The following is a 20,961-nucleotide window of genomic DNA, read 5'->3' as shown; positions in this document are numbered from 1 at the left end:
CCCCTCATCACCGGATCAGGATGGGCTGAGAATGCGACAAATCAGAAATTCTGTAAAGGCGAATATTTTGACACAGGTCGGTTGACCCAGCGGTCGCGTGTTTTGCCCGTCGGGCAACGCAAGCCCTTGTAGATCCGCATGGAGCGCAAGCGGAATGCGGGGTCGCTGCCGGAGACGCAAGGTGTCCCGGGTTGTGCGCAGCGTAATCCGGACTACGGTCGAACGGGCAGTCGACGTGTCCGGCGGCGCCGAGCACCGGGGCCCGCCGGACGGCGGCCCGGTTGCAGCGATCGCACGACTGTCGGATTGATACGACCCGGCATCTCCGGGCTTGCGACCTGTCCGCCTCACGCAACCCTGCCCTTCGCGCCGGCTCGGTTGATTCGGACGGTTCCTTGCGAAAGGAAGGTAGCCGCGATGCACGAGGATTTGGACATCATGACTTTGCCGATGAGCTGGAATGAATGGGCGCAGCACGATGGCATCGCGCTGGCGGGGCGTGTCCGCAAGGGCGAGCTGACGGCAAAGGAATTGGCGCGGCAGGCCGCGGCCGGCGTTGCCAAGGTCAATCCGGCGCTGTCGGGCGTGGTCGAGCTGTTCGAGGACGTGATCGCCGACCCCGCCAAGGATGGCGCCAATCTCGCAGGTCCGTTCGCCGGCCTGCCTTTCCTGATGAAGGACCTCGGGCCGACCTTGAAAGGCCGGCTCCAGGAAATGGGCTCGCTGCTGATGCGCGGCAACCGCGCGAGCGCCGACACGTTCCTGACCGGAAAATTCCGCCAGGCCGGGCTGAACCTGATCGGACGCACCACGACGCCGGAATTCGGCGTGTGCTCTTCGGCCGACAATCCCGCCGTCTACGTCACGCGCAATCCCTGGAATACCGACTACACCACCTGTGGCTCGTCGGCAGGTAGCGCTGCGATGGTCGCCGCCGGCGTGGTGCCGATCGCGCATGCGACCGACGGCGGCGGCTCGATCCGGATTCCCGCCGGCGTCAATGGCAATATCGGCCTGAAGGTCTCGCGCGGCGTGTTCTCGCTCGCTCCCCACATGTCCGACCTCACCGGCCTCGTCTCGATCCAGGGCTGCCAGTCGCGCTCGGTGCGCGACACCGCCGCCTTCGTCGACCATGCCCGCGGACCGGCACCTGGCGAATTCATGCCGTTCTGGACCACGGCGCAGCCTTATTGCGAGATGATCAAGCGCGATCCGTCAAAGCTTCGCATCGCGCTGTCGCACACATGGGGCGACTACACCGCGACGCCAGCGATCGCCGCCGAGCTGGAGAAGGCCGGCCGCTTCCTCGAAGACCTCGGCCATCACGTCGACTACGCGCTGCCCGAGATCGATTTCCGTGCCGCGTTCGCGGCGCAGACCACCTGCTACATCTCGAACTTCGCGGTGGTGATCTCCAACATGCTCGCTGCGCGCGGGCTGGAAAGACCGCCGGAAGATCTGATCGAACCCGTGAACATTCGCATCTGGGAAGCTGGCCGGCACACGAGCTTCGCCGAGCGGGCGAAGATGCAGGGCGTGTTCAACACGACCTCGCGCGGCTTCGGCGCCTTCTTCGAGCAGTGGGACGTGATCCTGACGCCGATCACGGCGCTGCCGACGCCGAAAGTCGGCACCAGGGAGTACCTCACCATCTCCGACAATCCCGATGTGCTCGACTGGTTCGGCAATCTCTGGCGCAACTTCGCCTTCACGCCGCTCGCCAATCTCTGCGGCATGCCGGCGATCTCGATGCCGATGGCGACCCAGGACCACGGCCTGCCGCTCGGCATCCAGGCCATCGCCAAGCAGGCCAATGACGGGCTGCTGCTGCAGCTCGCCGCCCAGATCGAGCGCGCGCTCGACGGCAAGTGGAACGGCGGAAAGACCGCGAAGGTGCATGTGACCAAGGCGTAGCTACTCGCCTCAGACAAGGGTCCACGTTCCTGCAGCCATCCTTCGAGACGCCCGCTTTGCGGGCTCCTCAGGATGAGGTCTGGTTTCGCGGCGAGATGTCAGATCCTCATGGTGATGAGACCGCGAAGAGGTCGTCTCGAACCATGAAGGCCGAACACGATCTCCAAAAATGCGTCGTCAGTTCTTCACCGCGGGGATGTCCTCCGCCGCCGGCTGCTGCTGGCCCTGCTTGTACATCGCCAGCGCCTTGTCGAGGGCTTCGCGCAGCGCCAGCGCCGCGGCCACGCTGCAACGCAGATGCGCGGTCTGGACCACGTCGACCCTGACGGCGGCACCGACCGGCATCAACAGGTTCGCGGCCAGCTCGATCTGGATCGCGCCGTTGTGATGACCGAAGCAGGACGCGCCGTCGAAATAGATGATCGGCGCCCGCTCCGAGCTGGAGCTCGAAATGGTGACGGGCCCCTGATTGGTGGCGGGCGTTTCGGGGTCGGCCATGGGCGCTCCTTGCAGTTCTTCGACGAACGAAGCACCCACCATCGGCGCTTCGGCGCGCCCTGTCGAGGCCAAACCGCCCCGTGCGGGCTCATTCGGGGTTTTGCGCGAGGCCCGACACTGGTCTAGAACGTGCCCATGACCACCACACCGACCACGCTCTCGTTCGAGGAACTCGCCGACGCGATCAAGGGCCGCCGTTCCGACTATGGCCATATCAGCGGGCTGCAGCTCGATCGCTTCGCTCCCGCCGAGGCCTGGTCGAGCCTGCCCTACCGGCCTGTCTTCGTCGGCGACACCGAGACCGGCGTGCTGCATGGCGGCGTCGTCACCGCGATGCTGGACGAGAGCTGCGGCATGGCGGTGCAACTTGCGCTCGACGGCACGCGCGCGATCGCAACCCTCGATCTGCGGATCGACTACCAGAAGCCGGCGACGCCCGGCCTCGACATCAAGGCGCATTCGGTCTGTTACCGTACCACGCGCTCGATCGCCTTCGTGCGCTCCACCGCCTATCAGGAGTCGGAGGACGATCCGGTCGCGACCGCGACCGCCTGCTTCATGATCGGCGCCAACCGCACCAACATGCTGGCCGACCGCAGGATGGATGCGCGCAGCATTCCGATGCTGGAGGCGCCGGAGGATCCGGATGGTCCGTTTGCGAACAGCCCGTTCGCGCGCTGTCTCGGCATTCGCGTCAACGACGACGGCACGCTGACGATGCCATTCTCGCCGCAGATCATCGGCAATCCGATCCTGCCTGCAATCCATGGCGGCATGACCGGCGCTTTCCTCGAGACCAGCGCGATCGTCGGGGTGGCGCGCGAGCTCGGCACCGCGGCGCCGCCCAAGCCGATCGGCCTCACGGTCAACTATCTGCGTTCCGGCCGCGCCCTCGACACCTTTGCCAACGTCTCGATCGTGAAGCAGGGCCGGCGCATCGTCGCCTTCGAGGCGCGGGCCTGGCAGGACGACGCGACCAAGCCGATCGCCACCGCCTTCGGCCACTTCATGCTGCGTCCGACGCCGGGAAGTGACGAGGAATAAGCGCATTTTAACTTGACGGCCGAAGTTCCGGCCACAACGATAGCACACGTCCCCGCGAGAGGTATTAGATTGCGGCATCCGCTCGATATCGTCGCCATGTTCGCTGCGCTCTGGCTGCTGGCATCGATGGTGCTCGACGCGCTGACGCCGAAGGAGCTAACGGCGATCATATTCGCGATCGCCATCGGTCCTGCCATCGTTATCACCGCCGTGCTCTATTACCTGCGCTGCCCGCGCACGGACTTTGCAGTCATATTCGCAGCGCTGTGGCTGATCTCGGACATTGCGATTGCCTTCGTCTCAGCGAAGGCGCTGCCGCATTTCCTGATCGCGCTCGGCTTTGTGCCGGCGCTGCTGGTCGGCATCGCGCTGCACTGGCAACGCTTCCAGCGCCGCCATGAGCAGATGCCCGTGCCATCGGTGAAGCGGGGCTGAGGCCGCGCAGTCGGTGGTTCACCTCACCCGGTGGGAGAGGTGAACCGAACCGCCTCGGCCGAAATCAGCGCGGCAAGAGATTCGTCTTCGCAAGGTCCAGCACCTCGTCGCCGCGGCCGTTCATCACCGCGCGCAGGACCCAGAGGCTGAAACCCTTGACCTGCTCGGCCGTGATGGTCGGCGGCATCGACAGCTCCTGCTTGGCGGTGACGACGTCGAGCAGCGCCGGCCCGTCATGTGCAAGTATCTCCTTCATCGCGCCGGGCAGTTCGCCGGGATCCTCGACGCGTTTCGCGAAGATCCCCATCGCGCGCGCCATCGCCGCGAAATCGGGGTTCTCCAGGTCGACATTGGTATCGACGAAGCCCGCCGCCTTCATCTCCAGCGCGACGAAGCCGAGCACGCCGTTGTTGAAGACGACCACCTTCACCGGCAGCTTCATCTGCGTCAGCGTGATGAGGTCGCCCATCAGCATGGTGAAGCCGCCGTCGCCGGAGAGCGAGACGACCTGGCGGCCGGGCTGCGCGGCCTGCGCGCCGATCGCCTGCGGCATCGCATTGGCCATCGAGCCGTGCACGAAGGAGCCGATCAGCCGGCGGCGACCGTTCATCTCGAGATAGCGCGCGGCCCACACCGTCGGCGTGCCGACGTCGGCGGTGAACACGGCATCGTCCGATGCGTGATCACTGATGACCTTGGCGAGGTATTGCGGATGGATCGGCTTGCTTCCCGGCGTGCCCCTGGCGAGCGAATCCAACCCTTCGCGCGCCCTTCCGTAGTGCGCGACGGCATCATCGAGATGCTTGCGCTGCGTCTTTGTCGCCAGCAGCGGCAGCAGCGCCTCGATGGTGAGCCTGACGTCGCCGACGAGGCCGAGATCGATCCTGCACCGCCGTCCCAGATTCTCCGGGCGGATGTCGATCTGCGCCACCTGGCAGTCCGTCGGGAAGAACTGCTTGTAGGGAAAATCGGTGCCGAGCATCACCAGCGTATCGCAGGCGTGCATGGCGGCATAGCCCGAGGAGAAGCCGATGAAGCCGGTCATGCCGACGTCGTAGGGGTTGTCGTACTCGACATGCTCCTTGCCGCCGAGTGCATGCACGATCGGGCTCTTCAGCGCTTCGGCAAGCTGCATCAGGGGCGCATGGGCGCCGGCGCAGCCGCGGCCGCAGAACAGCGTGATGCGCTCGCCGCCGTTCAGGAGATCCGCAAGCGCCTTCAGCTCATCCGCCCGCGGCACGACCTTCGGTGCCGACACGCTGAGGCCGCGCGGCGTCGACAGCGCGCGCTTCGGGGGACTACGGAAGGCGACGTCGCCGGGCATGGCGACGACGGCAACGCCGCGCAACCCCACCGCGGCGCGAATCGCATTCTCCAGCACGTAAGGCAGCTGGCTCGAGTCCGAGACCAGCTCGCAGTAGTGGCTGCATTCGCGAAACAGGTTCTGCGGACGGGTCTCCTGGAAATAACCGCCGCCGATCTCTGCTGTCGGGATCTGCGCCGCAATCGCCAGCACCGGAACGCGGCTGCGATGCGCATCGAACAGCCCGTTGATCAGATGCAGATTGCCCGGGCCGCAGGAGCCGGCGCAGACTGCGAGGCTCCCGGTCATCTCGGCTTCGCCGGCCGCTGCAAACGCCGCGACCTCCTCGTGCCGGACATGGATCCACTCGATGGTGCCACGACGGCGCAGCGCCTCGGTCAGCGCGTTCAGACTGTCGCCGACAATGCCGTAGATGCGCTTGACGCCGGCCTGCTCGAGCGTTGCCACGAACAGATCGGCTACGTTGTTGATCGCCATGTCGGTCTCCTGCTTCAGCCAGTCGCATGTGCACGATGCACGAACATCGGTCACGACGCCGCGAGAGACAATAAGCTATGACACGATCACGGCTTGTCCGTTCCGGTTCAATTTTTCACAATCGCCCGATCATAGGCCGCGACGGTCACCTTTGCACGAGCTGCGACATCCGCTGTCGTCATGCCGGGCTTGTAGAGGCTGGAGCCGAGCCCGAACGCCGTCACGCCGCCCTTGATGTACTCCGCAAAGTTCTGGTCGGAGACGCCGCCGACGGCGGCGATCATCACGCCTGATGGCAGCACGGCCCGGATCGCGGCAATGCCGGAGGCGCCGAGCACGCTCGCCGGAAAGAACTTCAGGCTCGACGCGCCGGATCGCGCCGCGAGCAGCGCCTCGGTCGGCGAGAACACGCCGGGCATCGTCACCATGCCGTGCTGATGGGCGCGCGCCAGCACCTCGGTGTCGACATTCGGCGAGACCATCAGCTTGCCGCCGACGTCGTTGAGACGATCGACATCTCCTGTGGTCAGCACCGTGCCGGCGCCGATCAACACGCCAGCCGGCGCCTGCTTCACGGCCATTGCGATGGAGCGGAATGGATCGGGCGAGTTCAGGGGGATCTCGATCGCGGTCATGCCGGCCTCGATCAGGACGCCGACGATGGCCTCGGTCTCCTCGGGCTCGACGCCGCGCAGGATCGCGACCAGCGGCCGCTTCATCGGTGGAAAGGGAGCGCTCATTTCAAGAATTCCTCTACTTCGTCCAGATCGCGGCAGCCGCCATCGACAGACCGCGGCGGACCGCTTCATCCGCATCGACCGGCGTTGCGGTCACCGACAGCGCCTCGAAAGCCAGCCGGTACAACTTCGCGAGCCGCCCCGAGGCAATCAGCTGGACACCGGCTTGCGGCACGGTGCCGGAGAGCCCTGCCGCCAGCTCGACACCGATCAACGTACCCGACAGCGTCCCGCGCGCTGCGGTCGGCGTGCCGCCGAACAGAAGCTGCCGCGACCGCGCGGTGAACAGAAGGTTGGCGGCGAAGGCTGGCGCCTCGAACGCGGCCTTCACGGCTGCCTTGAAGCTCGCGACGTCCTCGGCGTCGTCCGCGCCGGCGACCGCGAGCGACAGGATCGTCTCGCGCGAGACTACGCTGAACAGCTCGCCGGTCATGAAGGTGGAGAAATGCGCGACCGTGCCGTCCTTCACGCGAACCCATTTCGAATGCGTGCCGGGCATGCAGACCAGCATCTCCCCCGCAGCATCGAGACCGAGCGCACCGAGCAATTGCGTCTCCTCGCCGCGCATGACGTCCGGCGCTTTTGCATCGCGCTGGGCAATGCCCGGCAGGATGCGGATGTCGCGCGCCTCGCCCGGCACGCGCACGGCCTGCTTCAGAAAGGCAGAGAGAGGAGCCGGCGTGTCGACATAGCCGGCCTCGACCCAGCCGGTGCGGGCGCCGGCCATGCCGCAGACGAGCACCGGCAGATGATCCGGCGCTTCGATCGCCGCAAGATGCGATCGCAGCACTGCCGGGAAGCCGGCCTTCGCCGCGGCCAGCATGCCTTCATCGCTGCGGCGTTCGGCCAGCACCTGGCCGGCACGATCGACCAGCCACAGGCGGAAACTGCTGGTGCCCCAATCCACCGCGACGTAAGCGGGTTCGGTCATGTCAGGTCTCGTCCTCGTCTCACGGCCAAGACGCCGTCTCGCGACAAATGAGACGATGTCCTGCAGGCTCCGGTCGAGATACCGGCTATTGCGCGGGCAAACCAGCCCTTTCTCTTCAATTCGAAGCTCCGCCGCGCTGGCACACCGCTTGCTGAAGCTTCAGCACTCAACTCCGCCAACGCGCGACAAGACGCGTCAACATCAGATGAGGAAACCCATGGAGATCGGCTATTTCACGATGCCTTCGCACCCGCCGGAGTGCGGCCTGAAGGAAGGAAACGACTGGGACCTGCAGGTCATGCGCTGGCTCGACGAACTCGGCTACCAGGAAGCCTGGGTCGGCGAGCACCACACCGCGCCCTGGGAACCCAATCCCACGCCGGACCTCCTGATCGCGCAGGCCTTGATGCAGACCAAGAAGCTTCGCATCGGGCCGGGCGGCTTCCTGCTGCCCTATCACCACCCGGCCGAGCTCGCCAACCGCGTTGCCATGCTCGACCATCTCTCCGAGGGTCGGCTCAATTTCGGCGTCGCGGCATCGGGGCTGCCGAGCGACTGGGCGATGTTCAACGTCGACGGCATGAGCGGACAGAACCGCGACATGACACGCGAGGCGCTCGAGATCATCCTGAAGCTGTGGACAGAGCCGGCACCCTTCACCCACAAGGGCAAGTACTGGACCGTGACCAAGCCGGACACGATGTTCGACTTCCTCAAGCCCCACATCAAGCCGTTGCAGGCACCGCATCCGCCGATCGGCGTTGCGGGGCTGTCGAAGAACTCGGACACGCTGAAGCTCGCCGGCGAGCGCGGCTTCATCCCGATGAGCCTCAATCTCAACCCGGCCTATGTCTCCAGCCATTGGGACTCCGTCGAGATCGGCGCCGCCAAGACGGGACGCAAACCGGACCGGCAGGACTGGCGGCTGGTGCGCGAGGTGTTCGTCGCCGACACCGACGAGGAGGCCTGGAAGCTCTCGACCGGCGACATGATGGGCCGGATGATGAGCGAGTATTTCCTGCCCCTGCTCGGCCATTTCGGCTTCAAGGATTATCTGAAGCACGCGCCCGACGTGCCCGACAGCGACGTCACGGTCGAATATTGCGCCAAGCGGAACTGGATCGTCGGCTCGCCCGCGACGGTCGCCGAGAAGATCGAGAAGATCTACGACGAGGTCGGCGGCTTCGGCGTGCTGCTGGTGTTCGGCTTCGACTACAAGCACAAGGCCGAGGCCTGGCACCACTCGCTCTCGCTGCTGAAGAACGAGGTGATGCCGCGCCTGAAGCATCTCGGCTCCGCGAAGAAGGCGGCTTGACCAGATGCGGGTGCGGCGCGATCGTGCCGCACCCGCATTCATTTCGGAGATTTCCGCGTGACGGTGGACGCCAAACCTCTCGACGCCAAGGATTTCAAGCAGGCGATGCGCCAATGTGCCGGTGCCGTGGCGCTGGTGACGGTAGGCGCCGAGCACGGCAAGCGCACGGGGCTGACCGTGACCTCGGCCTGCTCGCTGTCGGACTCGCCACCTTCGCTGATCGTCTGCGTCAACCGCAACGCCAGCGCGCATGCGCGCATCCGCGAAGAGGGCGCGTTCGCGATCAATTTCCTGCACGAGGATCACGCGCTGCTCGCCCTCACCTTCAGCGGGCAGAAGGGCGTCAACGGCGACGACCGCTTTGCGTTCGGGCAGTGGACGCGAGCGGCGACCGGCGCCCCGGTGCTGACGGACGCGGTCGCCGCGTTCGACTGCGTGCTGGCGCAGGAGTTCGAGACCAGGACGCATTCGATTTTCGTCGGCGAGGTGCGCAGTGCCTCGCATTCGGCGACCGCGACACCGCTCGTGTACCTGCGCAGCAACTTCCATACGCCGCGGGAGATGCGCGAGGGCATGACGATCGGCGACCTCGATGCACGGCATCTGAGCTGGACGGATTTTTCGTAGAGGCAGCAAGCGTGGCCCTTCCCCCTTGAAGGGAGAAGGTGGAGCGCTGCCGCATGCAATCTCGCTACTGCGTCGTCTCGATCCTCAACAGCTTGATCTTGCGATACAGCGTCGCGCGGCTCAGCTTCAGAGTGCGCGCTGCTTCCGTCACGCGACCGCCATGCTTGCGCAAGGCCTCGATGATCGTGGCGCGCTCGGCTGCTTCAAGGTCCTGCTCAACCCGTCCGCCGAACGGTGGCAGATCAAGATCGGCATCGGTGATGACACCGTTCTCCGCCGTGCAACCCGCGAGCCGCAGCACGTGACGGAGCTGGCGCATGTTGCCGGGGAAGGGATAGGCCGCAAGCTGCGACCATGCTTCGTCCGAAAGCCTGCAGCCCGGCGCTTCCTCGCGCGCGATCTGGCGGATGATGTCGCCGCGGTCGGCGCGCTCGCGCAACGCCGGCAGGTGCACCTCGATGCCGCGCAGGCGGAAATAGAGATCGGCGCGGAAGGCGCCCTGCTCCGCCATACGGCCGAGATCGCGATGCGTGGCGCTGATCAGGCGGATGTCGACCGCGACAGGCTTGAGCGCGCCGAGCGGCCAGACCTCGCGGTTTTCCAGAACGCGCAACAGGCGCGTCTGCAAGCCGATCGGCATGTCGCCGATCTCGTCGAGAAACAGCGTGCCGCCATCGGCCTGCACGATCAGGCCCTTCGAACCGTCGCGCCGCGCGCCGGTGAAGGCGCCGGCCTCGTAGCCGAACAGTTCGGCGTCGATCAGGCTCTCCGGCATCGCCGCGCAATTCAGCGCGACATAGTTGCGACGTGCCCGATTGCTGGCGGCGTGAATGGCGCGCGCGAACACATCCTTGCCGACGCCGGTCTCGCCATGCAGCAGCACCGGCAGATTGCGATCTCCAATGCGCCTGAGCCGATTCACGCTTTTGATCAGGCCGAGATCGCGACCGGCGAGCCGATGCAGCGCATCGTGGTGATCGACAGGCGCATCGCGGCGCGGTGCAAGGGGGCGCGCCCTCGTGCGTGGCGGCGGCGCGACATGGCCATGGCCCAGAGCGCTGCCGTCGGCGCGGCGCAGCCGAACAGCATCGTCCGCGCCACGCCCGGGCTGATGGTCGAACTCGATGTAACGCGACAGGTCAATGCCGGAGGCGATCATGCCATCGGTGAGACCGAGCAGTGCACGCGCGGAACGGCAGGCGCCGACGATGCGCCGGTCGTCGTCATAGGCGATGAGGCCATCGCCGCCGTCACCGGGCACGGTGGCGATCCAGGCGTCGCGGAAATGGCCACGAAAGATCGCTCCCTCCATCCGCCGCGTCGCCTCCATCGTCACCGCGAGCGCGAGCTGATGCGCGGCGCGCTCCAGATCCGCGCGGCAGGAGGTGATGTTGATGGCACCGGCGAGCCGTCCGGCCTGGTCGAACAGCGGCGCCACGGCGCAGGAGAACATGTGCCATTGCGCGCGAAAATGTTCGTCCCGATGCACCAGGATCGGCTTTTCCTCGGCCAGCGCGGTGCCGAGCCCGTTGGTGCCCTCGAAGGTCTCGGCGAAGTTCGAGCCGGTGTAGATCTTCCAGTCCAGAAACATCCTTGCATCGGCTTCTCCGGGCAGACGGCTGAACAGCATGGTCGCGTTCGCATCCGCGAGATTGACGCAGTAGCCGGCCTCGCGCAGCACACGGGCGAGATCGTCGAGCTCGGGCATTGCGAGCCTGATCGTCTCCTCCATCGGCTCGGCGGCGTGCCGGATTTCGGCCTCGGTCAGCGTCTGCGGCGGGCCCTGACGGGCGGGATCGAGCTTGTGATTGACCAGGCAGCGACGCCAGGAATTGGCGATCCGCGAAGAGGCATCGACGTCGGCCACGTGGTTGGCGACGGACAAGACACGGGCGACATGATTCGAGGCCGAAAGGCTGGCCATCGCGGACGTCTCCACCCTGTATTATTGTGCAAAGTCTGGCACCACAGGCGGGGATGTCAATCGGGAACCGGGAACGCCGAGTGGCGCACCTCTCTCGATCGTCTTCCCGGGGCGGCTCGAAGAGCCGAACCCGGGATCTCGAGATTCTCAGGTGCGCAACTGCGCACCGTAGTTCGCGCTGCGCGCGCCCCGGAATGACGGAGGGAGTCAGTTTTGCTGCACCGCCCTCACCACGTGTCGATGCACGGCCGCTTCTTCGCCGTCCGCGCCGGCGGTTTCGGCACCGAACGCAGGCCCGCCATGATCCAGCGCCGGGTCTCGGCGGGGTCGATGACGTTGTCGATCTCGAACACCGAGGCGATCGAGACGGCCTTGCCGTTGGCGTAGAGCTCGGCGACCTTGTTGCGGTAGTAGGTCTCGCGCTCCTCGGGATCGGCGATCGCCTCCATCTCCTTGCGGAAGCCGAGGCGGACATAGCCCTCGAGCCCCATGCCGCCGAACTCGCCGGTCGGCCAGGCCGCGGTGAAGAACGAGGCGTGGAAGCCGCCGCCGATCATCGACTGCGCCCCTAACCCATAGCCCTTGCGCAGCACGATGCCGAACAGCGGCACGGTGAGGCTCGCGCCCGTGACGAACATGCGCGAGACGTGGCGCACGATCGCGGTCTTCTCCGCTTCCGGACCGACCATGAAGCCGGGCGTGTCGCACAGCGAGACGATCGGCAGATCGAAGGCATCGCAGAGCTGGAGGAAGCGCGCGGCCTTGTCTCCGGCATCCGCATCGATCGCGCCGCCGAGATGACGGGGATTGTTGGCGATCAGGCCGAACGGCTTGCCCTCGATCCGAATCAGCGCGGTGATCATGCCGACGCCGTAATCGCGGCGCAGCTCCAGCACGCTGTCGTTGTCGGCGACCAGATCAATGACGCTGCGGATGTCGTAGACGCGCAGCCGGTTCTCGGGGATTGCGCGGCGGAGCAGGCGCTGGTCGGCGGCTTCCCAATTCGTCACCGCCCCCTGGAAATAGGACAGGTATTTTTGCGCGACGCGCGTCGCCTCGTCCTCGTCCTCGACCAGGATGTCGACGACACCGTTGGGCGCCTGGAACGAGACCGGGCCCACCTCGGCCGGATGATAGACGCCGAGCCCGCCGCCCTCGATCATTGCCGGGCCGCCCATGCCGATCGAGGCGTTCTTGGTGGCAATGATCACGTCGCAGCAGCCGAGCATCGCGGCGTTGCCGGCGAAGCAATAGCCCGACACGACACCGACGACGGGCACGAGGCCGGAGAGCCTTGCGAACTGCACGAAGGAAGGACCGTCGAGGCCGGTCATGCCGAGCCGGTCGGTGTCACCGGGCCGCCCGCCGCCGCCCTCGGCGTAAAACACCATCGGCACGCGCCAATCCTCCGCCAGCGTCAGCATGCGGTCGATCTTCTTGTGGTTCATGTGGCCCTGCGTGCCCGCGAGCACGGTGTAGTCGTAGGCCACGACGATGCAGCGCGCGCCCTCCGGGCCGAACTTCTCGGCATTCACGGTGGCGACGCCCATGACGAGGCCGTCGGCCGGCGTATTCCTGATGAGATCGTCGAGCTTGCGCCGGCGGCGCTGCGCCGCGATTGCAAGGCTGCCGTACTCCATGAACGAGCCGTCGTCGACGAGCTGGGCGACATTCTCGCGCGCGGTGCGCTGGTTGGTGTTGCGGCGGCGCTCGACCGAGGCCGGACGGTTCTCGTCGAGCGTGTTGGCCTGACGCGCGATCAGCTCGGCGAGATCGGGGCGGATGTGGTCGAGATCGACATCGGCTTCCACGGCCGTGCTGTCTGCCGCGACGTCGAGCGGCTCGAGATACAGGATCGGCTCGCCATGCAGCAGCGTGACCCCGTCGCCGGCAAGGAGCTTCATCACGCGGCCGCCCTGCTCGGCCATGACGAGGTGCTCCATCTTCATGGACTCGATCACCGCGAGCTGCTGGCCGGGGCGGACGATCTCGCCTTCCCTCACCTGGATGGTGACGATGGTTCCTTGCAGGGGCGCTGCAACCATCGCCGCGCCTTCGGGCACCGCTTGCGCAACGTGCGTCTCGGTGCCGTGCGCTCCGCCTCGCTCCGGCGCGGCAAAGTAGAGCGGCTTGGCCGCGCCATCGGCGGCATCGACGAGCTTTGCGATATTGCGATCAATGAAGTCGGTCGCGATGCGGTTGGTCCTGAAATCGGGGTGCGCCAGCACCGCCTGGAGGAAGGCGATGTTGGTGACGACGCCGTCGATCCGGAACTCGCGCAAGGCGCGCGAGGCCTTTGCGACCACGTCATGCCAGGCTTCGCCCGATGTGTGAACGATGACCTTGGCCAGCAGCGAGTCGAAGGCGGCACTGGTCTTGTAGCCGGCATAGCCAAAGCTATCGACACGCACCCCGGGGCCCGACGGCGGTTCGAACACGGCAAGCACGCCGCCGGTCGGATGGGTCGCGCCCGTCTCGTCCAAAGTTTCCATGTTGACGCGCAGCTGCACGGCATGGCCGCGCGGCTTCGGGATCGATCCTTGCGCAAGGCCGAGCGAGGCTAGCGAAGCGCCCGCAGCGACTGCGAGCTGGGCGCGGACGAGATCGAGCCCGAGCACCTCTTCCGTCACGGTGTGCTCGACCTGGAGCCGCGGGTTGGCCTCGATGAAGGCGAAGCTGTCCTCGGCGGTGCCGTCGACCAGGAACTCGAACGTGCCGAGATTGTCGTAAGCCGCAGCCGTCGCAAGCTGCTTGGCCGCCTCGATGATGCGGCCGCGCAAGGTATCGCTCAGCGACGGGCTCGGCGCCACCTCGATCAGCTTCTGATGGCGGCGCTGGATGGTGCATTCACGCTCCCAGAGATGAGAGATTGCGCCATGGCGGTCGCCGATGATCTGCACCTCGATGTGGCGCGCCTGCCGGATCAGCCGCTCGGCATAGACGCCGTCGAAGCCGAAGGCAGCCTTGGCCTCCGACTGGCAGCGCGCATAAGCCTCCGCGAGATCGGCTGCGTTCTCCACCACGCGCATGCCGCGCCCGCCGCCGCCGGCCATGGCCTTGACGACGATCGCCGCGTTGCTGCCGAGCGAATCGAAGAAGGCCGTGATCTCCTCGAGGCTCGATGGGCCGCTGGTGCCGGCAATGATCGGCACGCCGGAGCGTTTCGCCAGCTGACGTGCCGCAACCTTGTCGCCGAACAGCTCGAGCGCGCTCGCCTTGGGGCCGACGAAGGTGATACCTGCGTCGGCGCAGGCCTTGGCGAAGGCCGCGTTCTCGCTGAGGAAACCGTAGCCGGGATGCACGGCGTCGCAGCCAGTGCTCTTCGCCGCCTTCACCACGGCGTCGATGTCCAGATAGGCCCGGGCGCCGCGGCCGGGGATTTCGATCGCCTCGTCGGCAACGCGCACGTGCAGCGACAGCGCGTCGTCGGCGGGATGGATCGCGACCGTCGCGATGCCGGCATCAGCCGCCGCGCGCGCGATGCGGATGGCGATCTCGCCGCGATTGGCGATCAGAAGCCTCTTGAACGACATGATCTCTCTCACTCAGACAGCAGCAGGAAGATTTGGATCGAGGTCCTGCTTCTTCACCTTGCCCGTCGCCGTCAGGGGCAGGGCTTCGATGATGCGGACTTCCGGGACCTTGTAGACGGCCATGCGCTCGGCGCACCAGGCGCGCAGATCCTCCGCGGAGATGCTGCCGACCGCCTCCGGCTTGAGCTGGATATAGGCCACCGGCACCTGGCCCTTGTCGGGATCGTCGCGGCCGACCACGCCTGAACCCAGCACCTTCGGATGCTGCCCCAGCAGCGCCTCGATCTCCGGCGGGAAGACGCTCATGCCCTTGACCTTCAGCATCTCCTTGCGGCGGCCGAGGAAGTGCAGGAAGCCGTCCTTGTCGATGCTGCCGATATCGCCGGTGCGCAGCCAGCCATCGATCAGCGACTCCGCGGTGGCCTCCGGCTTGTTCCAGTAGCTCTTGAGCAGCGACGGCGTGCGCACGCGGATCTCGCCTTCCGCGCCAAGGGGCAACAGCGCACCGGTCTCGAAATCGGTGATCTTGAACTCGGCACCGGGAACCGGCAGCCCGACGAAGATCGGCTGGTTGTTGAGGTCGAAGTCGCCGTCCTGGAAACCCGCCGTGAAGGTGTTCGAGGTGTGGGTCTCGGTCATGCCCCAGGCCGCCTCCATCAGGATCGTGCCGGTGAGATCCTTCCAGCGCTTGCGATAGTCGGCGTTGAGCTTCTTGACGAAGGAGACGACACGCACCTGCTTCAGCGACGACAGGTCGAACTCGCTCCAGCGTGGATGGTCCATCAGCTCGACCGCGCCGTCGACCGGCATCGCGATGATGGTGACCTTGTATTTGTCGATCGCGGCCATCGCGCCGACGGCGTCCCACCGCGCGAGCAGCACCAGCGTCGCGCCGGAGAACAGCGGGAAGATCAGGCCAAAGTTCTCGCCTGCGATCCAGAACTCCGGAAAGAACGACAGGAATACGCTGCTCTCGTCCGACTGCACCGAGATGCCGTAATTGGCGGCGGCCGTGTAGACCATGTCGCGATGGGTATGGACGCAGCCCTTCGGCATGCCGGTCGTCCCGCCGGTGTAGTTGAGGGCTGCGACATCATCGAGCCCGGGGGGCGGCAGCGGCGTCGGCGCAGTTAGCGCGGTAAGCGCCGGCAGCAGATCGGTCGTGCCCGGTATTGCGACGCGCGGACCGCGGATCGAGTCCGGCGCCGGAAATGCCGGCGTTGCCGGCACGACATCGGCAAAGCTGGTGACGATGATCTCGCGCAGCCGCACCTCGCCCTTCACCTGCTCGACGACCGGCATGAGCTGGTCCAGCGCGACGATCACTTCGGCCTGGGTATCGTTCAGCTCGTAGGACAGCTCGAACGCGCGCGACAGCGGGCTGACGGGCACGTGGATCGCGCCGAGCTTCAGGATGCCGAAAAACACGACGTGGAATTGCGGGCAGTTCGGCAGGAAGACGGCGACGCGGTCGCCCTTGCGCACGCCTTTGGCCTGCAACAACGCCGCAAAGCGGTCGCTCTGCCGGTCGAGGTCCGCGTAGGTCATGACGTGACCGTAGAAGATCACCGCAGGACGCTCCGGATTCCGCTTCGCCCAGGCGCGCAGATATTCCGTCAGGGGCACTTCGCCGTGCAGATAGTTCGGCGAGCGCGGCATGCCCTTCGGCCAGGCCTCGTTCCACAACCCGCGCAAGGCGGCGAGGTAGTCTTTTTCGTCGAGGCCTGCACTCATGGCGTCTTTCCCGTGCTGCTTTTCTTATCGCGAGGAACGCAACTCTAATCGCGAGGAACGCAACGTGTCGTCACGCGACGTCGCTACACGTCGAGCACGGCAGAGTTCATGTCAAGGAAAACAGTTTTCCGCAGCACGGCCGATGCCGCAGCGCGGAAATAGCTCGTCGCTCGGGCCGACGCATTGTCCTCGAACATAGCGAGCACCCTGGCGTAGCCGACAGCGACCATCCGCAGCGTCTTGGCCTGGTGACCGGCGATCATCCGCGCGCGCATGGACTCCTTATCATTCGGTTTTTCGGAACTTCCCGCAATTCCGCGAGAGAGCTGCCGCATGCTGCACCCGAGATGCGAATTCTTCCAATCTGGAACACCTCGACATCGCCTCTCCGAGCGTTGACTTGGAGAGGTCTCTGGCGGAACGATCGGCGCAGATCATCCGCGCCAGCTCTGGCGCGAGTGCAGCAAAGGCCACAGGCTCAATGCATCAATCGACATATACCGGGCGCCTCGACCTTCCTGCGCTGAGCGCAGCGGAGCGGCTCTTCATCTGGGGATTCAGGGCGAAGGCACGCAGCGGAGGCGCCGTTCCCACCGCGGCCGATATCAAGGAGGTGTACGACCATTTCCGCGTGGGCGACGCCGTGCCCTCGCTGGAGTCGATCATCGAGATCTTCGCCTGCACGGCCCACACCGCCATCGAGGTGCACTGCCCGACTTGCCCGCGCATGTCGGACAGCGAGCGCGGAATTCTGCGTGCCATCGCCGCAGCACAGCAGGACCGCATCGAGGTCGCCCGCGAACAGTTCGAGCGCTGGCTGCCGCCGGTCGGCGCCGATTGGGCGCTCGCGCCGGTCCGGGGGCTTGCAACGATCTTCCGCATGGCCGGTCTCGTCCTGCCCGACCGGCACGTGCGGTCTTACGACCATGATCGGACGATGGCGATGAAGAGCTCGCTGGTCGGAAGTCCCACGCTGCACTGACGAGAACATTCATGATGCAGGATGAATGCGATTCCGTGGCGGTCCCGGACGCGGGCCAGTCGCAGCTCTGTCCGCTCCAGGCCGCGCTTGCGGCGCCACGAAGCGTCGAGAGCTACGATGATTTCTGCCGCGTCGCGCTGTCGCTGTTCCGCTTCATCGGAGCGGCCTATGCGACCGGCGCCTCCGACTGCTGGGAAGCCGCCTATCGCTTTGCCGACGAGGCGCCCGGCATCGCCGATAGTCCGCTGCTGGTGGCGCGGGCCGCGGCCCTCGTCAGGATCCTGCGCGGCGGCCGGCCATGCGAGCTGTGCTTCATGCCGCCGTCCTGCCGGCGCCTCTCCAGGGACGAGGCGGAATTGATGCGCCTGCTGGCGGTTGCACGCCGCAAGCAGCCGGGCGAGCTCGAGTCCATCGTTTGCCGGTTCGTCGGCTCCGACAAGGAGGATGCAGCAACACGGGCTGTCAACGCGCTTGCGTTCTGCTGACGCCTAGCCGCCTTTCCTGCCGAGCACGAGATCGATCGTGTGCGCGGCGATCTTGCGCAATTGCGGCTCGTCGCCGAAGGCACGTTCGAGCACGGCGAGACCGCGCGTCACGGTGATGATGTGCAGCGCCGCGGCCGCGGGATTGCCCTTGAACTCGCCGCGCTCCGCGCCTGCCGACAACGTGTCCCGAACCAGCGCGGTGATGCGCGAGATGAGGCCCGCAAAGGCCTGGCGCGCTTCTTCGTCGAGCCCCTCGCCTTCGGCGGCGCCGAGCTCCATCAAGCCGCGCGTGGTCGGACAGCCGCGCGGCGGCACGCCGGAGCGGAAATTGGTGATGGTCAGATCGAAGAACAGGGTGAGGCGCTTTCGCAAGCTGCCCGTACCGAGCGCCTTTTGCAGGGCGAGCAGATAGTCGCCCGCATAGCGCTCATAGGCCTGGAGAAACAGCGCCTCCTTGCTGCCGAAGGCATTATAGAGGCTGCCGCGCTGGACCCCGGCGTCGCGCGCGATATCCGACAGCGAGGTGCCGCGCACGCCCTTGCGCCAGAACTGGTCGAACGCGACGCGCAGGACGTCGTCATGGTCGAATTCGCGCGGCCTCAAACCCTGCTCCTCCAAAATATTTGACACGGTGTCAAGAACATGCTTTCTAGACATTGTGTCAAAAACTGATCGGGGTTGATAGCCCGTTTCGTCATCCATTTCGTCAACCGGCCGCACCGGCGGCGTCCACATTCGCTTCGCCGGTCAGGCCCGCATGCAAAGGAACGCGCGATGCCCCTCCTCCGCATCTCGATGCGCGCCGGCAAGCCGCAAGCCTACCGGCAGGCGATTCTCGACGGCCTCTACCGCGCCATGCGCGAGGCGCTGAACGTGCCCGAAAACGACGCGTTCATGGCCATCACCGAGCATGAGCCGGCCAACTTCCGCTGCGGCAATGCCTACGGCGTCGAGCGCAGCGACGACGCGGTGCTGATCCAGATCACCGTGTTCGCCTCGCGCACCCCAGAACAGAAGAAAGCACTGTATCGCCGGATCGCGGACCTTCTCGGCGAAAGCCCCGGCATCCGTCCGGAGGACGTGTTCGTGAACGTGCTCGATGCCCCCAAGGAGAACTGGTCCGTCGGTCACGGCATCGCGCAGTTCGCGTGAGCTTGGCGGATCTGCCGATCCCCTCTTGAGAATTTTCGGCCGGAAGGGTCTGATAGGCTGCGGAGCAAACCTCCGGCGAGCTGAACTCAGGACCTGAACGGCATGACCATGTCGGTCGAGCAATTGTGGAGCCTGCCGGAAACGGCACTGATTGGCGCCTATGCGGAGGCGCGACGGCGCTACGCGGAGAAGAAGTGCGAGCGCGACACCCAGCGGGCGCGGCTCGAATGGATGCGCGCGAAGCTGTTCGTCAACACAGGGCAACGTGACCGAACGCAAGATGGCGGTCGACGTCTCCGAGGAGCTGGCGCGCAAAGGCCAGGAGGTGCGCGAGATGACGCGCGACGTCGACATGCTGAAGATCGAGGTGGACGTGATCGACACCATGATCCGGCTCCGCGGGGCGCACGGGGCGCCGCCGGTCCATGCGGAAGAAGCGGCCGACAAGCCCGCAGAGCCGGAGGGAGAGTGAGATGACGGCATTCCGCGGCAGTTGCCTGTGCGGCGAGATCGCGTTCGAGGTCGAGGGACCGTTCGACCGCTTCCTCAACTGCCATTGCTCGCGCTGCCGCAAGGCGACCGGGACGGCGCATTCCTGCGAGGTGATCGTGAAGGCGGGGGCGCTGCACTGGCTGCGCGGCGAAGCTTCCGTCGCGCGCGTCGACCTGCCCAGCGCGCGCAGCTTTGCGACCGCTTTCTGCAAGATCTGCGGCAGCCCGATGCCGCACCTCACGCGCAGCGGACGCGAAGCGATCATCCATGCCGGCGCGTTCGACGACAAGCTGGATGCGACACCGGACCGGCATGTGCACTGGACCTCCCGCGCGGATTGGTATGCGCACGGGGATGCGTTGCCGGTCGAGGATTGAAGGATCGCCCGGTTCGAGCCGATACGCGTGCGATCGGTGCGTGTCATGCTACTCCGCCGCAATGCACGCCTCCATGATGCCGTCGAGCTCGGCCTTCGACAGCACCCCGAGCTCGGCGATGAAGACGATCCGCGTCCGTGGCACGCCCGCTGCCGGCGCATCGCCCGGAGCGAGCGTGGCGCGACCGCCGGCGAACTGAAACACCATCGGACGTCCGGGCTGCTCGATGCTCTCAAACAGGCCTTTGGCGCGCGCGAGCTTCGGCGCCAGCCGGTTGATGGCCTGCTGCAGGCGGGGCAGCGAGACCGGCTTATCCGAGGTCCAGCTCAGCGTCTCGAAGCGCTCCTCTGCCGGCCGCCGCGGGCCCACCTCGCGCGGCGCGGAGGCACGATCGACGTCGGCGGGAAACAGCAGCGCGGCAGGAATCTCGCCATGCTGCGCATCGACCACGACGGCGGGAATGCGCAGCGCGCGGATGGCCGCGCGCAGCCGCGCACCTGCGCCTGCGTCGGCCAGATCCAGCTTGCTCAACGCCACGATGTCGGCGACGCGCAACTGCGAACGTTGAAGCGCGTCGTCGAGGGCGGCGGGCGGCGTGCCTGCGTCCATCACGCAGAGCACCGTCTCCAGCGGCGCCTCGCGCAGGATTACCGGGTCCATCAGATTGCGCACGATATCGGCAGGATCGGCGACGCCGCTGGTCTCGATGACGATATATTCCGGCTTGGGATCGCGCCGCAGCAGCGTCGAGAGCGTGCGCAGCAGATCGCCTTCGAGCGAGCAGCAGATACAGCCATTGGCGAGGCTGACCACGCCGTCGCTCGCACCCGCGATCAGCTCCGCATCGATGTTGATCGCGCCGAAATCGTTGACGACGGCGGCGATCTGCCGGCCCTCGGCGTGCGCCAGCAGATGGTTCACGACCGTGGTCTTGCCCGCCCCCAGAAAGCCCGTCACCAGGAGAATGGGGACCGGCATGG

General features: G+C 66.2%; 21 protein-coding genes. 11 read left to right on the top strand and 10 right to left on the bottom strand.

Annotated elements, in window-relative coordinates:
- Positions 1 to 154 precede the first annotated feature (154 nt).
- Positions 155 to 310 carry a ring-opening amidohydrolase gene (locus tag XH87_RS14105; RefSeq protein WP_271587750.1) on the top strand — a complete coding sequence of 52 codons (156 nt, stop codon included), beginning with the start codon at positions 155 to 157 and terminating at the stop codon, positions 308 to 310.
- Positions 311 to 438: 128 nt separating this feature from the next.
- Positions 439 to 1,914 carry an amidase gene (locus XH87_RS14100; RefSeq protein ID WP_271587806.1) on the top strand — a complete coding sequence of 492 codons (1,476 nt, stop codon included), beginning with the start codon at positions 439 to 441 and terminating at the stop codon, positions 1,912 to 1,914.
- Between the two features lie 177 nt (positions 1,915 to 2,091).
- On the opposite strand, the gene XH87_RS14095 is transcribed toward XH87_RS14100, so the two are convergent.
- Positions 2,092 to 2,412 carry a hypothetical protein gene (locus XH87_RS14095; RefSeq protein ID WP_035714659.1) on the bottom strand — a complete coding sequence of 107 codons (321 nt, stop codon included), beginning with the start codon at positions 2,410 to 2,412 and terminating at the stop codon, positions 2,092 to 2,094.
- A 135-nt stretch (positions 2,413 to 2,547) separates the two neighbouring features.
- Here XH87_RS14095 and XH87_RS14090 point away from each other — a divergent pair, with 135 nt between their 5' ends.
- Both XH87_RS14090 and XH87_RS14085 read left to right on the top strand, forming a co-directional pair.
- Positions 2,548 to 3,456, top strand: coding sequence for a PaaI family thioesterase (locus XH87_RS14090; RefSeq protein WP_271587749.1), 909 nt, complete (start codon positions 2,548 to 2,550; stop codon positions 3,454 to 3,456).
- Between the two features lie 69 nt (positions 3,457 to 3,525).
- Positions 3,526 to 3,891 (top strand): hypothetical protein, encoded by a 366-nt coding sequence (locus XH87_RS14085; RefSeq protein WP_035714644.1) that lies wholly within the window; start codon positions 3,526 to 3,528, stop codon positions 3,889 to 3,891.
- 64 nt (positions 3,892 to 3,955) lie between these two features.
- Here the strand turns inward: XH87_RS14085 and poxB are convergent, their stop codons facing one another.
- From poxB to XH87_RS14070, 3 genes are all read right to left on the bottom strand, one after another.
- The gene (gene poxB / locus XH87_RS14080) at positions 3,956 to 5,692 is read right to left on the bottom strand and encodes a ubiquinone-dependent pyruvate dehydrogenase (protein ID WP_271587748.1); all 1,737 of its coding nucleotides are present in this window, start codon (positions 5,690 to 5,692) and stop codon (positions 3,956 to 3,958) included.
- Between the two features lie 107 nt (positions 5,693 to 5,799).
- Positions 5,800 to 6,432 (bottom strand): 2-dehydro-3-deoxy-6-phosphogalactonate aldolase, encoded by a 633-nt coding sequence (locus XH87_RS14075; protein WP_271587747.1) that lies wholly within the window; start codon positions 6,430 to 6,432, stop codon positions 5,800 to 5,802.
- A 13-nt stretch (positions 6,433 to 6,445) separates the two neighbouring features.
- Positions 6,446 to 7,360 carry a 2-dehydro-3-deoxygalactonokinase gene (locus XH87_RS14070; protein WP_271587746.1) on the bottom strand — a complete coding sequence of 305 codons (915 nt, stop codon included), beginning with the start codon at positions 7,358 to 7,360 and terminating at the stop codon, positions 6,446 to 6,448.
- A gap of 217 nt (positions 7,361 to 7,577) precedes the next feature.
- Here XH87_RS14070 and XH87_RS14065 point away from each other — a divergent pair, with 217 nt between their 5' ends.
- Both XH87_RS14065 and XH87_RS14060 read left to right on the top strand, forming a co-directional pair.
- Entirely contained in the window at positions 7,578 to 8,675 is a 1,098-nt protein-coding gene (locus XH87_RS14065) for an LLM class flavin-dependent oxidoreductase (protein ID WP_271587805.1), read from the top strand.
- A gap of 57 nt (positions 8,676 to 8,732) precedes the next feature.
- Positions 8,733 to 9,302, top strand: a complete 570-nt coding sequence (locus tag XH87_RS14060) for a flavin reductase family protein (RefSeq protein ID WP_271587745.1) — start codon at positions 8,733 to 8,735, stop codon at positions 9,300 to 9,302.
- 64 nt (positions 9,303 to 9,366) lie between these two features.
- On the opposite strand, the gene XH87_RS14055 is transcribed toward XH87_RS14060, so the two are convergent.
- From XH87_RS14055 to XH87_RS14040, 4 genes are all read right to left on the bottom strand, one after another.
- Positions 9,367 to 11,226: a sigma-54-dependent Fis family transcriptional regulator gene (locus tag XH87_RS14055; RefSeq protein WP_271587744.1), complete on the bottom strand. Its 1,860-nt coding sequence runs from the start codon at positions 11,224 to 11,226 to the stop codon at positions 9,367 to 9,369.
- Between the two features lie 227 nt (positions 11,227 to 11,453).
- Positions 11,454 to 14,759: an acetyl-CoA carboxylase family protein gene (locus tag XH87_RS14050; RefSeq protein WP_271587743.1), complete on the bottom strand. Its 3,306-nt coding sequence runs from the start codon at positions 14,757 to 14,759 to the stop codon at positions 11,454 to 11,456.
- A 12-nt stretch (positions 14,760 to 14,771) separates the two neighbouring features.
- Positions 14,772 to 16,493: an AMP-binding protein gene (locus tag XH87_RS14045; protein WP_271587742.1), complete on the bottom strand. Its 1,722-nt coding sequence runs from the start codon at positions 16,491 to 16,493 to the stop codon at positions 14,772 to 14,774.
- Positions 16,494 to 16,576: 83 nt separating this feature from the next.
- Positions 16,577 to 16,768: a hypothetical protein gene (locus XH87_RS14040; protein WP_271587741.1), complete on the bottom strand. Its 192-nt coding sequence runs from the start codon at positions 16,766 to 16,768 to the stop codon at positions 16,577 to 16,579.
- Between the two features lie 206 nt (positions 16,769 to 16,974).
- On the opposite strand from XH87_RS14040, the gene XH87_RS14035 reads away from it, so the two are divergent.
- Together XH87_RS14035 and XH87_RS14030 are read left to right on the top strand one after the other, a co-directional pair.
- Positions 16,975 to 17,475, top strand: coding sequence for a hypothetical protein (locus XH87_RS14035; protein WP_271587740.1), 501 nt, complete (start codon positions 16,975 to 16,977; stop codon positions 17,473 to 17,475).
- Between the two features lie 11 nt (positions 17,476 to 17,486).
- Positions 17,487 to 17,960: a hypothetical protein gene (locus tag XH87_RS14030; RefSeq protein ID WP_271587739.1), complete on the top strand. Its 474-nt coding sequence runs from the start codon at positions 17,487 to 17,489 to the stop codon at positions 17,958 to 17,960.
- A gap of 3 nt (positions 17,961 to 17,963) precedes the next feature.
- Here the strand turns inward: XH87_RS14030 and XH87_RS14025 are convergent, their stop codons facing one another.
- Positions 17,964 to 18,563: a TetR/AcrR family transcriptional regulator gene (locus tag XH87_RS14025; protein WP_271587738.1), complete on the bottom strand. Its 600-nt coding sequence runs from the start codon at positions 18,561 to 18,563 to the stop codon at positions 17,964 to 17,966.
- 171 nt (positions 18,564 to 18,734) lie between these two features.
- Between XH87_RS14025 and XH87_RS14020 the strand changes: the two genes are divergently transcribed.
- From XH87_RS14020 to XH87_RS14010, 3 genes are all read left to right on the top strand, one after another.
- Complete coding sequence (locus XH87_RS14020; RefSeq protein WP_271587737.1) at positions 18,735 to 19,112, top strand: tautomerase family protein; 378 nt, start codon at positions 18,735 to 18,737, stop codon at positions 19,110 to 19,112.
- Positions 19,113 to 19,377: 265 nt separating this feature from the next.
- Positions 19,378 to 19,584: a hypothetical protein gene (locus XH87_RS14015; RefSeq protein ID WP_271587736.1), complete on the top strand. Its 207-nt coding sequence runs from the start codon at positions 19,378 to 19,380 to the stop codon at positions 19,582 to 19,584.
- A gap of 1 nt (position 19,585) precedes the next feature.
- Entirely contained in the window at positions 19,586 to 19,981 is a 396-nt protein-coding gene (locus XH87_RS14010) for a GFA family protein (protein WP_271587735.1), read from the top strand.
- A gap of 48 nt (positions 19,982 to 20,029) precedes the next feature.
- Here XH87_RS14010 and XH87_RS14005 read toward each other — a convergent pair whose 3' ends face one another.
- Positions 20,030 to 20,959 carry a CobW family GTP-binding protein gene (locus XH87_RS14005; protein WP_271587734.1) on the bottom strand — a complete coding sequence of 310 codons (930 nt, stop codon included), beginning with the start codon at positions 20,957 to 20,959 and terminating at the stop codon, positions 20,030 to 20,032.
- Positions 20,960 to 20,961 lie beyond the last annotated feature (2 nt).

The sequence above is a fragment of the Bradyrhizobium sp. CCBAU 53415 genome (assembly GCF_028128735.1).
Taxonomy (GTDB): Bacteria; Pseudomonadota; Alphaproteobacteria; order Rhizobiales; family Xanthobacteraceae; genus Bradyrhizobium.
Note: the sequence above shows the minus strand (reverse complement) of the source record. Positions and strands in the feature narration are given on the sequence as shown.

What these genes read in the sequence shown, in the direction of transcription:
- XH87_RS14105 (WP_271587750.1), top strand. Translation starts at nt 155, where the DNA reads ATGCGGGGTCGCTGCCGGAGACGCAAGGTGTCCCGGGTTGTGCGCAGC.
- XH87_RS14100 (WP_271587806.1), top strand. Translation starts at nt 439, where the DNA reads ATGACTTTGCCGATGAGCTGGAATGAATGGGCGCAGCACGATGGCATC.
- XH87_RS14095 (WP_035714659.1), bottom strand. Translation starts at nt 2,412, where the DNA reads ATGGCCGACCCCGAAACGCCCGCCACCAATCAGGGGCCCGTCACCATT.
- XH87_RS14090 (WP_271587749.1), top strand. Translation starts at nt 2,548, where the DNA reads ATGACCACCACACCGACCACGCTCTCGTTCGAGGAACTCGCCGACGCG.
- poxB (WP_271587748.1), bottom strand. Translation starts at nt 5,692, where the DNA reads ATGGCGATCAACAACGTAGCCGATCTGTTCGTGGCAACGCTCGAGCAG.
- XH87_RS14075 (WP_271587747.1), bottom strand. Translation starts at nt 6,432, where the DNA reads ATGAGCGCTCCCTTTCCACCGATGAAGCGGCCGCTGGTCGCGATCCTG.
- XH87_RS14070 (WP_271587746.1), bottom strand. Translation starts at nt 7,360, where the DNA reads ATGACCGAACCCGCTTACGTCGCGGTGGATTGGGGCACCAGCAGTTTC.
- XH87_RS14065 (WP_271587805.1), top strand. Translation starts at nt 7,578, where the DNA reads ATGGAGATCGGCTATTTCACGATGCCTTCGCACCCGCCGGAGTGCGGC.
- XH87_RS14055 (WP_271587744.1), bottom strand. Translation starts at nt 11,226, where the DNA reads ATGGCCAGCCTTTCGGCCTCGAATCATGTCGCCCGTGTCTTGTCCGTC.
- XH87_RS14050 (WP_271587743.1), bottom strand. Translation starts at nt 14,759, where the DNA reads ATGTCGTTCAAGAGGCTTCTGATCGCCAATCGCGGCGAGATCGCCATC.
- XH87_RS14045 (WP_271587742.1), bottom strand. Translation starts at nt 16,493, where the DNA reads ATGAGTGCAGGCCTCGACGAAAAAGACTACCTCGCCGCCTTGCGCGGG.
- XH87_RS14040 (WP_271587741.1), bottom strand. Translation starts at nt 16,768, where the DNA reads ATGCGCGCGCGGATGATCGCCGGTCACCAGGCCAAGACGCTGCGGATG.
- XH87_RS14035 (WP_271587740.1), top strand. Translation starts at nt 16,975, where the DNA reads ATGCATCAATCGACATATACCGGGCGCCTCGACCTTCCTGCGCTGAGC.
- XH87_RS14030 (WP_271587739.1), top strand. Translation starts at nt 17,487, where the DNA reads ATGATGCAGGATGAATGCGATTCCGTGGCGGTCCCGGACGCGGGCCAG.
- XH87_RS14020 (WP_271587737.1), top strand. Translation starts at nt 18,735, where the DNA reads ATGCCCCTCCTCCGCATCTCGATGCGCGCCGGCAAGCCGCAAGCCTAC.
- XH87_RS14010 (WP_271587735.1), top strand. Translation starts at nt 19,586, where the DNA reads ATGACGGCATTCCGCGGCAGTTGCCTGTGCGGCGAGATCGCGTTCGAG.
- XH87_RS14005 (WP_271587734.1), bottom strand. Translation starts at nt 20,959, where the DNA reads ATGCCGGTCCCCATTCTCCTGGTGACGGGCTTTCTGGGGGCGGGCAAG.